Genomic DNA, 7,271 nt, shown 5'->3' on the forward strand with positions numbered 1-7,271 from the left:
ATGGTTTCAGAATTATTTGCCAGGCCATGAAATAGAGTTGTATATTCAAAATGAACATTTATTTGGGTCAAATAGTAATCGTATTGTTGAAGTAAGCATAAATGATTCTTGCATATATAAGAAGTGATTTATATTTATTCGCAAGAAAACAGTTGTATGCCAAGAAGGTGATAACTTGTTTGATAAAGAGAACAATCAGCATATTCAAATTCGGGGAGTTAGTTCGGATGGATGTTTTTTTGCTTTATTACAACCGGATGAACTTAGCGATGATAATCAACAGAGAATGGGAGTTGAAGAAGAAGGTAACCCCATAATAGCTGTTCTTTATTAAGAAGTTGATATAAAGATGAAACTGTTTTCCCATGAAGTGTGAAAAATATATCTATGAATAGTTCGTAATTCATTTGTTTTTAGTATGTTTGTGCTATTCGTATATATAGTATGAAATACTAAGGAAGAGAATGTTCTTAATGAAAGTATGAAAAGAAGAGTTAAAGCATTGACTGTTGTTTTGGCAATATGTCTTATAACTGTTTTTATTCGATGTCAGTCGAATGAAACTCCTATTCAGCAACTTGTAGTTGTTGTGAATGGGGATTCTATTGAGATGGTTTTTGTGAAAGGAGGTACATTTATGATGGGATGTACAGATGAGCAGGGATGTGACTGTGAGGATAACGAGAAACCAGCACGTAAGGAGTCGGTATCTGATTTTTACATAGGAAAATATGAAGTTACTCAAAGGCTGTGGAGGGCGGTTATGGATACTGATTCCATTTTGCCGTTTAATGGGGGATGCGGAGATTGCCCGATGGAAAATGTAAGCTGGAAAAATGCGCAGGAGTTTATCGGTAGATTAAATGCTATGACCGGTAAAACATTTCGTCTTCCGACTGAGGCCGAATGGGAATACGCAGCGCGTGGTGGACACAAAAGTAAGCACTATAAATACAGTGGCAGCAATCAGGTAAGTGAGGTGGCTTGGTATGTTGGGAATTCCTCTGGCGGACAATATGGAGAAGCTGGAACTACCCGTCCGGTAGGTCTGAAAAAAAGCAATGAATTGGGATTGTATGATATGAGTGGCAATGTTTGGGAGTGGTGCGGTGATTTGTACACTAAAGAATACAAGCAAGGTGGTAAGTCTATCCATCCGGGATGGCCTTTTGAGGGTACTTATCTTTTTTTCCGCCGAATATTGCGAGGTGGAAGTTGGGGAGGAACAGCAGAGGGGTGTCGGGTGTCGTACATTGATTACGACATTGAGAATTATAGTGACGAGTATGGAGGTTTTCGCCTTGTGATGGAGCCGGAATCGATTAAATAATGTAATTAATGATGATAAGTGATATTTTACTACTTTCAGAGTAATGAATAGAAATGGTATGAGATATATGTGGAAATTCTTTTTATTATTGATGTTGGTTGTAACTTCGTGTTCCGAAAAGCAGATTGATGGCAATGTAATTAATGTTGCGGAAGCAATGAGTAGATTGTCAGAAGGACAATCTGTACAAAATTTGTTTTCCAGCATAAGTTATATTCCTTTGGAGACTAATGAGCAGGCTATTATAGGAAAATATCCGGAGTGCATAATTATGGATAGTGCGATATTGGTATCTTCTGTCCATCAGAATCTGAAACTTTTTGACCGTACTAACGGGAAGTATATTCGGGATATTGGACACGTAGGTACTGATCCGGAAGGATATGCAAAGGATTCATGGGGGAAAGTGAGCTTTTGGGCTGATGCGGTTCGGAGAACCGTTTATCTATTGGGATGGAATAATGATTTCCTACTATATGGATTTGATGGGAAATATAAGGATAGAATTCGATTGCAAGATACAGTCAATTGTATTCTGTCCCAAAATTACTATTTGATGGATGCGGACAGAATTTGGGGACATAATAAAATGAAACTCTCTCCGGAGACGCCATCAGTCTTTTATATGGATAGAAATACGATGTCATTGACCGGTATTGCTACATGGAATTCAGCCCTGCTTCCCATGGATGAGGTTTTGTCGGTTTCAAATTTGTTGGGGGGCAATGTTGCTTATGGAGGTGACTTGGCAATGGCAGAATTTGTTGGTGACCGGAAATATTATACGGCAATCAATAGCCCTTCGTTATGGAAATCTAAGGATGCCATCCGAGTGAAACAAGCTTTTAATGATACTATCTATACTATTTCAGAGCAGGGACTTACTCCATATCTGGTTTTTGAACTGGGTGAGTGGCACTGGAGTGAGCAGCAGCAATTGGATGTAGAAGGATGTGATAAGAAAATAGCCATAGACTATATTCTGGAGAATGCAGAATACATCTATTTCCATTTTCATACAAGCTTATATTTAGAAGAAAGCCAGTCATATTGTGGATTTTACCATAAGGAAAAGAAAACTGTTGTTTGCCAAAAGGGTGATAGCTTATTTGATAAAATGAATAATCAGCATATCCAAATCAGGGGAGTCACTTCGGATGGACATTTTTTTGCTTTGTTACAACCGGATGAACTCAGTGATGATAATCAACGGAGAATGGGAGTAGAAGAGGAAGGTAACCCTATTATGGTCATGCTTTATTAAGTACTTATTCCGTCGTCTTCCCCCTTGCATCCAAATACCCTCTTTTAAACATATCCACGAACAGAAAGAATAGTGATAAGAGCAGTGGCCCGAAGATGACACCCATGAATCCGAAAAGGGACAAGCCAATTACAACTCCGAAGACAGTGATAAGCGGATGAATGTCTGCCATTTTCTTCTGGATGATGAAGCGTATCAGGTTGTCGAGCTGTGAAATGACTGCACCGCCATAGATGGCCAGCCCGATAGCTTGAACCCAGTTGCCTATCAATGCCATGTAGACAGCTATCGGAAACCATACCAGCGCTGTTCCTACCATTGGGATGATGCTGGCGAAGCAGGTCAGGAAACCGGTGAACAAGATGTTGGGAGCACCGAAAATCCAGTAGCCTATCATGGCTACTCCTCCTTGTATGACGGCGAGTAAGGGGATGCCGATGGCATTGGAGCGGACAATCATGTTGATTTCGTGGATGACGTTTTGTGTATTGTCATCATTGAACGGCAGTAGGTCGTTGACGTACTGTTCCATCTTTTTGCCCCCTATCAGCATGAAGTAGAGTACAAAGACCAGTACGAAGATGTTGACGGCAAAACTGCTGATACCTCCCATGATGGCTTGCCCGATGCGGGGAAGAATTGAAATGACGTATGCCACCGTGTCTTTCCCCAAGATATAGTAGCCGGTTTTGGCTTTAATGATGTTGGCCGCTTCTTCGAAAGGAGCTATAATGGCTTGCGGGTCCAGATTGATGTTTTGAAGATTGACCACAGCCAGCCATACCACCAGCCCAAGCGGAACCAGAAAGCAGAGAATTGCCTCTGCTGTAATGAGGGTGGCAGCTATGCTGCGCTTCATTTTCCGCTTGTCGGAAAGATACATCATCTGCTTTCTTACCAGGATATAGATAGTCAAGGCTCCCAGCAGACCGCCCATGAATGGGGCTATTTGTCTGAAAAGAATGATTCCCAGCCCGATAATGATAGCTATCAATGAATATTTCCAGTATTGTTCTTTTGTGCTCATAAAGTTCCTGTATTTCTTAGTAAAGAAACATAAAAGAAGTTGAAAAGGTTTGGAAATTGTGGCCGGAATTCAATATTTATCCTTCGTCCAGCCAGCCTAACCCCTGGCGTATGATTTCCGGCTCCCCATTGGTGCAATCCACTACGGTAGAGCCTTCCGTACCGCCGATACCGCCGTCTATTACCAAATCGACAATATCACCGAATTTCTCGTCAATCAGTTCCGGGTCTGTGCAGTATTCAATGTCCTCATTGTCATCATGCGGCAATGTAGTTGTCATGATGGGAGCATCCAGCAGGCGGGCTATTTCCTGAATGATGGAATTGTCCGGCATACGGATGCCGACCTCCTTACGGTTACGGAATATCTTGGGCAGGCGGGTGGTGCCGTTCAGAATGAAGGTGAAAGCTCCGGGCAGATTACGCTTCATCAACTTGAAGGTGCTGTTGTCCACTTTGGCGTATTCGCTGACCTTGCTCAAGTCGTAGCAGATGATGGAAAGATTGTTCTTCTTGGGGTCGATGTCCTTGAGGCGGCAGATGCGCTCGATGGCGCGCTCCTTCAGTCCGTGGCAGCCGATGGCATACATGGTGTCGGTAGGGTAGATAAGGATACCTCCGTCATTCAGTAGGTCGATCACCTGCTGCAGGTCGGCGGGATTGTTATTTTTTTCATAAAGTTTCAGAAGCATGGCGGAAATGGATTTGAGTTTTATATTACATGCAAAAATAGATAATAATCGGCTTATAAACAAGCGATTCACCTTTTTAGCATCTCTTTCTCCAGTTTCTTTATCTTCTTCCAGGCCTCTTTGAATTTGGGACAGAGGGTGACGGCTTTCTCATAGTTTTTCATGGCTGCCTCCTTCATGTCATGCTTCAGGCATTCGTCACCCATAAGGATGTATTCGCGGGCATACTTTACAAGGGCTTTCTCTTTCTCCAATGCTGCTTGTTTCAGTGCACGGTTTTCCTCTTTCAGACGGTTGATGATGTTCAGCTTCCGGCGGATGAGGCGCTGCACGTTGGGCTTCTCGATGTCGTAGCGGGAATGGATGGCTTTGAAAAACTCATCCAGGAAAGTGCCGAAATCCCCTTTGTCGAAGGCTTTGGCGGCGGCAACGTATTGAACGTCTGCCTGTGCTTGCTTCAAGGCACGGTCGATGGCGGTGCGGTTGTTGAAGCGTTCGGAGAAACTGACAATCTCCGGACGCACGAATACATCGGCACGGCTGATGGGCTTTTTCAGCTGGATGCCTTCCAGCGAGGTGCAGCGGCTGAGGGCTACGTATGCCTGCCCACCGGCAAACACGCCGCCGGTAAAGTCGATGACTACCCGGCTGAAGGTCAGCCCTTGGCTCTTGTGGACGGTGATGGCCCATGCCAGGCGCACGGGATATTGTGTAAAGGTTCCCAGTTCTTCCTCTTCAATCTGTTTCTTTTCTTCGTTGTATTTGTAGCGGATGTTTCGCCACGACTCTCGTTTGACGTCACATTCCTTGCCGTCGTCGGTGATGACGTAGAGGGTCTCTTCGATAGGGTCGAAGCCGCTGATGACGCCGATGGTGCCGTTCACCCAGCGGCGGTCGAAGTCATTCTTGATGAAGATGATTTGTGCGCCCGGTTTCAGTACCAGTTCCTGCGAGGTGGGGAGGCTGCTTTCGGGAAAGTCTCCCATGATTTCGCCGTAGAAGGTGACCGGGTCACCGGGAAGTTCCGCCAGTTTTTTGTCGTTGATGTAGTCCACATTGTCACGGCGGGTGGCGAGGGTGATGTACATGTCGGCTTCCGATTGCTCTATTTGGGTGCCATAGCGGGTGTTGAGCAGCTGAAGTTCGGCAGAGCCGACGGTATTGTTGCGGATGTGGTCCAGCACATGGATGAACTTGCTGTCTGTTTGCCGGTATACTTTCTGCAGTTCGATGGAGACAAGGTCTATCTGGCCGAATACCCTGGCAGAGAAGAAATAAGGGGTAGGGTAGAATCGGTTCAGTATCTCCCGTTCATCTCCTTTGACGACGGGTTCCAACTGGAACACATCGCCCACCAATAATATCTGTTTGCCGCCGAAGGGTTCGCGCAGGTTGCGGGAATAGACGCGCAGGATGCGGTCTACGGCGTCGATGATGTCGGCGCGTACCATGGAAATCTCGTCGATGATGACCAGTTCCAGTTCTTCCAGTAGTTTGCGGTGGGGTTTGGTGTATTTGAAAAATTCGTGGATGCGTCCCCGTTGCAGACTGAAGTTCGGGTCATCGGGCAGCAGGGGGTAGAAGGGCAGTTTGAAGAAGCTGTGCAGGGTACTGCCTCCGGCATTGATGGCGGCTATTCCGGTAGGGGCAAGCACTACATGCTTTTTCTTCGTATTCGCGCAGATATATTTCAGGAAGGTCGATTTGCCCGTACCTGCTTTGCCCGTCAGGAATACGGACTGACGGGTATACTGAATGAGGTTCAAGGCATCTTGAAACTCTTTGTTTTGTGTATCGGGAACGAAGCTCAAAAGATTTCAGATTTATGATGGATTCCCGACTATGCCGAAATATTTCAGGGCGTTGGCGATGCCGTCTTCATCAACAGAAGTGGTTGTGTAGTTACTGGCAGCTTTTACGTCGTTATTGGCATTGCCCATGGCTACACCGATACCGGCATGGCGCAACATGCTGATGTCATTTCCTCCGTCGCCGAAGGCCATGGTCTCTTCCAGCTTGATGCCGAAGTGGCGGATAATCTGGTCGATACCGTTTTGCTTGGTGTTTCCTTTGGCTGTCACGTCTACGAAGGCAGGATGCCAGCGGCCCATCTCGCAGTGGGGGACGGAGGGCAGGATGATTGCTTCTTCCTCGGCGTTGATAAAGGGAGTCAGCTGGAAGAAGGCTTTGTCGGCATGGCTGTCGGTATAGGGCTTTGCTTCGATGGGGTCCACTTTCAATTGGTGATGGAAGATTTCCTCCACTACTTCGCCGGGCTGGTTCACGCAGATGTCGTGCTCTCCCACCAGGATGCATGGGATGTTGCGTTCGTGGCAGAAAGCTGTCAAGGCATCCACTTCCGCTGTCGGTATGGGGCTTTTGTAGATAACGGTGTCTTCTACAAAGCAATAGGCGCCGTTCATCGTGATGTAGCCGTCTATCAGATTCCGTTCCTGCAAGGCGGACAAGTTGTTGATGATGACGCGCGGACGTCCGGTAGAAATGAAGATATGTATGCCTTTGGCCTTGGCGGCAGTCAACGCTTCAATAGTGGAAACGGGAATTTCGTGGGTCTTGAAGCTGACCAAGGTTCCGTCGATGTCAAAAAACAGAGCTTTTATCATAAGGGGTTCTTTTATCTTGTGCGCGAAATTACTTAGAATTTGTTTTGAAATGCTTAGAAAAATCTCTTAAGGAGTATTTGTATAAATGCCACCGTTACCATTGCTTCTGCCGTTTCCGTCAGGAATTCGTAATCAATAGTGAGCCTTCTATAGTTTTCCAACCATGAGAAAGTCCTTTCAACAATCCATCGTTTAGGTACTACATTGAATTTTCTGGGGTTTTCTTTGGGTCTGAGTACAACCTCCAAGTCCCATCCGAACTTTTGTTTTGTCCACATAGCCAAATCCCCTTGATAACCTCCGTCAGCAAGTATCTTGCAGAGTCTTGGGAATTT

The 7,271-nt window shown here is 45.6% G+C and carries 7 protein-coding genes; 2 read left to right on the forward strand and 5 right to left on the reverse strand.

The genetic code is table 11. The annotated features are described in order from the left end of the window. Nucleotides 1–481: 481 nt before the first annotated feature. On the forward strand, nucleotides 482–1,330 hold the full coding sequence (locus tag CSD97_RS10815; protein ID WP_035450030.1) for a formylglycine-generating enzyme family protein: 849 nt from the start codon (nucleotides 482–484) through the stop codon (nucleotides 1,328–1,330). A 43-nt stretch (nucleotides 1,331–1,373) separates the two neighbouring features. Continuing rightward, a complete protein-coding gene (locus CSD97_RS10820; RefSeq protein WP_227232469.1) occupies nucleotides 1,374–2,594 on the forward strand; it encodes a 6-bladed beta-propeller in 1,221 nt (406 codons plus the stop codon). 4 nt (nucleotides 2,595–2,598) lie between these two features. Here the strand turns inward: CSD97_RS10820 and CSD97_RS10825 are convergent, their stop codons facing one another. From CSD97_RS10825 to CSD97_RS10845, 5 genes are all read right to left on the reverse strand, one after another. After that, nucleotides 2,599–3,621: an AI-2E family transporter gene (locus tag CSD97_RS10825; RefSeq protein WP_057097207.1), complete on the reverse strand. Its 1,023-nt coding sequence runs from the start codon at nucleotides 3,619–3,621 to the stop codon at nucleotides 2,599–2,601. 76 nt (nucleotides 3,622–3,697) lie between these two features. Beyond that, the gene (locus CSD97_RS10830) at nucleotides 3,698–4,312 is read right to left on the reverse strand and encodes an L-threonylcarbamoyladenylate synthase (protein ID WP_009037122.1); all 615 of its coding nucleotides are present in this window, start codon (nucleotides 4,310–4,312) and stop codon (nucleotides 3,698–3,700) included. Between the two features lie 68 nt (nucleotides 4,313–4,380). Then, nucleotides 4,381–6,123: an AAA family ATPase gene (locus tag CSD97_RS10835; protein ID WP_005835299.1), complete on the reverse strand. Its 1,743-nt coding sequence runs from the start codon at nucleotides 6,121–6,123 to the stop codon at nucleotides 4,381–4,383. Between the two features lie 12 nt (nucleotides 6,124–6,135). Beyond that, on the reverse strand, nucleotides 6,136–6,936 hold the full coding sequence (locus CSD97_RS10840; protein ID WP_005835301.1) for a Cof-type HAD-IIB family hydrolase: 801 nt from the start codon (nucleotides 6,934–6,936) through the stop codon (nucleotides 6,136–6,138). A 53-nt stretch (nucleotides 6,937–6,989) separates the two neighbouring features. After that, nucleotides 6,990–7,271: transposase (locus CSD97_RS10845; protein ID WP_143272418.1), on the reverse strand; the 282-nt coding region annotated here is incomplete at its 5' end.

This window comes from Bacteroides sp. AR29 (assembly GCF_900217715.1).
Lineage (GTDB): Bacteria > Bacteroidota > Bacteroidia > Bacteroidales > Bacteroidaceae > Bacteroides > Bacteroides uniformis.